The sequence below is a fragment of the Dactylosporangium sp. NPDC005572 genome (assembly GCF_040605515.1).
Classification (GTDB): domain Bacteria; phylum Actinomycetota; class Actinomycetes; order Mycobacteriales; family Micromonosporaceae; genus Dactylosporangium.
Window position 1 is genome coordinate 1 of the sequence record NZ_JBEXCY010000148.1, and the last position, 2,756, is coordinate 2,756.

The 2,756-nt window shown below is 74.1% G+C and carries 3 protein-coding genes; 2 read left to right on the plus strand and 1 reads right to left on the minus strand.

What is annotated here, in order from left to right:
* Nucleotides 1-75 precede the first annotated feature (75 nt).
* Nucleotides 76-1,293: a DUF6596 domain-containing protein gene (locus ABZS66_RS43550; RefSeq protein ID WP_354768564.1), complete on the plus strand. Its 1,218-nt coding sequence runs from the start codon at nucleotides 76-78 to the stop codon at nucleotides 1,291-1,293.
* Nucleotides 1,294-1,298: 5 nt separating this feature from the next.
* Here ABZS66_RS43550 and ABZS66_RS43555 read toward each other — a convergent pair whose 3' ends face one another.
* Nucleotides 1,299-1,721, minus strand: coding sequence for a hypothetical protein (locus tag ABZS66_RS43555; RefSeq protein WP_354768522.1), 423 nt, complete (start codon nucleotides 1,719-1,721; stop codon nucleotides 1,299-1,301).
* Nucleotides 1,722-1,851: 130 nt separating this feature from the next.
* On the opposite strand from ABZS66_RS43555, the gene ABZS66_RS43560 reads away from it, so the two are divergent.
* On the plus strand, nucleotides 1,852-2,640 hold the full coding sequence (locus ABZS66_RS43560; protein ID WP_354768524.1) for an alpha/beta hydrolase: 789 nt from the start codon (nucleotides 1,852-1,854) through the stop codon (nucleotides 2,638-2,640).
* The last annotated feature ends 116 nt before the right edge of the window (nucleotides 2,641-2,756 follow it).

Sequence of the window (2,756 nt, forward strand, 5' to 3'; positions counted from 1 at the left end):
CCCCGACGCTCTTCCGATCTGCCGGCGGCGGCCGCCGCCGGCTCTGCGGCCTCTGCCGCCTCCGCGGTCGGGCGGCTGGTCCGGGACGAGGGCGCTCGCGTGCTGGCCGCCCTCGTCCGGGTGACCGGCGACTGGTCGCTGGCCGAGGACGCGACGCAGGACGCGGTGGAGCGGGCGCTGCGGGTGTGGCCGGACTCGGGCGTGCCGGCCAACCCGCGGGCCTGGCTGCTGGTGGCCGCGCGGCATCGCGCGGTGGACGTGATCCGCCGCGAGTCCCAGCGCCGGGTGAAGGAGGCGCTGGCCGCCGGTGCCTCGCCTGCGCCCCTTGTTGACGTTTCAGATATTTCTGGCTTGTCCGACTTTCCCGACGATCTGCTGCGGTTGGTGTTCACCTGTTGCCATCCGGCGCTCTCGTTGGAGGCGCAGGTCGCGCTGGCCCTGCGGACGCTCGGTGGACTGTCGACGGCGGAGGTCGCGCGGGCGCTCGTGGTGCCGGAGGCGACGATGGCGAAGCGGCTGACGCGGGCCAGGCAGAAGATCACGCAGGCCCGCATCCCCTATCGCGTGCCGCCCTCCGAGGAACTGCCGTCCCGCCTGGCCGGGGTCGCCGCGACGGTGTACCTCATCTTCAACGAGGGCTACGCCGCCGGCTCCGGCGACGACGTCGTGCGCGCGTCGCTGACCGGCGAGGCGCTGCACCTCGGCCGGATGCTGCTGGCGCTGATGCCCGACGAGCCGACGGTGCTCGGCCTGCTCGCGCTCATGCTCCTGCAGGACTCCCGCCGCGCGGCGCGCCGGGACGCGGCCGGGCTGCCGGTGCTCCTCGCCGACCAGGACCGGACCCGGTGGAACCGCGCCGCGATCCGCGAGGGCGTCGAGCTGACCGGTGCGGCGCTGCGCCGTAGCCCCGGGCACCCGAACCCGTACGCGGTCCAGGCCGCCGTCGCGGCCTGCCACGCCCTGGCCCCCACGTACGCCGAGACCCCGTGGGACGCGGTGATCTCCTGGTACGACGTGCTCCTCACCGTCCAGGACACCCCGGTCGCCCGCCTGAACCGCGCCGCGGCGGTCGCCGAGCGCGACGGCCCGGCGGCGGGCCTGGCGCTGACCGACGCGCTGACCGGCCTGACCGGCTACCCGTGGTGGCACGCCACCCGCGCCGAGCTGCTGCTACGACTCGGCCGCGCGGACGAGGCCCGCACCGCATACGAGCACGCGCTGTCCCTCGGCATGAGCGCCCCGCAGGCGGCCCGCCTGCGCTTCCGCCTGTCCGATATCGACTCCCCTCACTAGCGGCCCTACCCGCCCTGCTGCGCGCGGAGGAGCTCGGCGAACTCGGGATAGCTCAGGTCGGACTTGGGTAACAGGCCCGCCTCCACGAGGGCCGGGCCCAGCTCCGCCCGCACCGCGGGGTCGCGTGCCTCCAGGCCGAACTGGATGATCTCCGCCGCGACCTCGGTCGTCCCGGCACGGAAGATGGTGCCGCTGTCCACCTGGTACAGCCAGGCGTCGTAGCGGTCCTCGGTGTCGTCGACCACCCGCCACAGGTTGCAGAAGCCCAGGAAGCTGCGCTCGTCGTGCGGGTCGTCGACCAGCCGGGCGGCGGCGTCGAGCTCCTCCCCGTCGTACAGCTTCCCGGCGGCCCGGAGCTGGTCGTGCTGGATCGGCGTCAGGTCGGCGGCGCCGGTGATCTCTCGTTCGTCCATGAAGCGGCTCGGCATGGGCGAGAGCCAACCCGACGGCGTGGCCAGGCGTCAATCTGGAACGGAGCGCCGTGACACTCGGTACGACGTGAATCACGATGCGCCGTCGGGCCGAAAAAGTGTCAGACCTGCCGGGCAAGATTCGGGCATGCATTTCGTCGCCCACGGCGCGGGCACGCCGGTGCTCGCCATCCACGGCTGGACCCCCGACCACCGCCTCATGCTCGGCTGCCTGGAGCCGCTCTTCGGGCGCCGCGCGGGCTATCGCCGGCTCTATCCGGACCTGCCCGGGATGGGCCGCTCCCCGGCGCCGCCGTCGGTGGCGAGCTCCGACGACGTGCTCGCCGAGCTCGACGCGTTCGTCGGGCGGGAGATCGGCGACGCGCCGTTCCTGGTGATCGGCGAGTCGTATGGGGGATATCTCGCCCGCGCGCTGGCCCGCGTCCGGCGCTCGCAGGTGCGCGGGCTGGCGCTGATCTGCCCGATCGGCACCGCCGTCGAGCACGCCGACCGCACGGTGCCGGCGCATCAGGTGCTGCGGCCCGACCCCGGGCTGGTGGCTGGGCTCGAGCCGCATCTCGCCGAGGAGTTCGCGGGCATGGCGGTCGTGCAGACGCCGGAGACGCTGCGGCGCTGGCGCGAGGAGGTGCTCACGGGCCTCGACGCCGCCGACCGCGACGCGATGGCCCGGATCCGGCAGCGGTGGGTGCTCCGCCTCGACCCCGAGGACGGGCCGCCGTTCGAGCGTCCGACGGTCCTCCTGACCGGCCGGCAGGACGCGAGCGTGGGCTATCTGGACCAGTTCGCGCTGCTGCCACACTATCCGCGGGCGACGTTCGCGGTGCTCGACGTCGCCGGGCACAACCTGCAGTTCGAGCAGCCGGCACTGTTCGACGCGCTCATGGAGGAGTGGCTCGACCGGGTGGCCGCGGAATGAACGCGCTGCTGCAACTCCTGCGCCGCTGCCGGCCACTCGCACCGCCGCGGTCACTCATCACGGCGCCGCCCGGCGGGCGGCCGCCGTGGTCGCTCATCACGACGGCGGCCGGCTGG

What these genes read in the sequence shown, in the direction of transcription:
- ABZS66_RS43560 (WP_354768524.1), top strand. Translation starts at nt 1,852, where the DNA reads ATGCATTTCGTCGCCCACGGCGCGGGCACGCCGGTGCTCGCCATCCAC.
- ABZS66_RS43555 (WP_354768522.1), bottom strand. Translation starts at nt 1,721, where the DNA reads ATGCCGAGCCGCTTCATGGACGAACGAGAGATCACCGGCGCCGCCGAC.